The 776-nt window shown below is 71.6% G+C and carries 1 protein-coding gene; it reads left to right on the top strand.

Features of this window, described 5'->3' with window-relative positions:
• Positions 1-776, top strand: a 776-nt coding sequence (locus D7X12_RS41635; protein WP_244225109.1) for a thioesterase domain-containing protein, incomplete at both ends; no start/stop codon positions are given.

The following is a 776-nucleotide window of genomic DNA, read 5'->3' as shown; positions in this document are numbered from 1 at the left end:
GCCTCCGGCGTCAACGAGGCGGTCGTCATCGCGAAGGGGGCCGATGGAGACAAGCGCCTCATCGGCTACGTCACCGCACGCCCCGGGCACACCGTCGACGCAGACGCCCTCAAGGCAGGCCTCAAGCAACGCCTGCCCGAGTACATGGTGCCCTCCGTGCTGATGGTGCTGGAGGCCCTGCCCCTCAACGCCAACGGCAAGGTGGACCGCAAGGCCCTGCCCGAAGCGGACCCGCGCGAGGCCGAAGCGAAGGACTTCGTCGCGCCCCGCGACGCGCTGGAGATGCAGCTCGCCCGCATCTGGGAGGACCTCCTGGGCCTGCGCTCCGTGGGCGTGCGCACCAGCTTCTTCGAGTTGGGCGGCCACTCGCTGCTCGCCGTGCGCATGGTGGCCGCCGTGCGTGAGCGCCTGGGCCAGAGCCTTCCACTCTCCGTCCTCTTCCAGCAGCCCACCCTCGAGCACCTCGCGAAGGTGCTGCGCGAGGAGGCGCAGGACTGGACGCCCCTCGTCCTCCTGGAGAAGGGAGCGCCAGGGCACCGCCCCCTCTTCTTCGTCCACCCGGGTGGCGGCAACGTCCTCGCCTACGGTGAACTGGCGCGGCGGCTGGGGCCCTCCCAGCCCGTCTACGGCCTCCAGTCCCGCGGCCTCGACGGACGCCCCGTCGCGGAGTCCGTGGAGGAGATGGCCGCCCTCTACCTCGAAGCCGTGCGCTCCGTGCAGCCCCAGGGCCCCTACCTCCTCGGAGGCTGGTCCATGGGCGGCGTCGTCGCGTACGA

The sequence above is a fragment of the Corallococcus sicarius genome, assembly GCF_003611735.1.
Taxonomy (GTDB): domain Bacteria; phylum Myxococcota; class Myxococcia; order Myxococcales; family Myxococcaceae; genus Corallococcus; species Corallococcus sicarius.
This window is presented reverse-complemented; position numbering and strand designations above follow the sequence as displayed.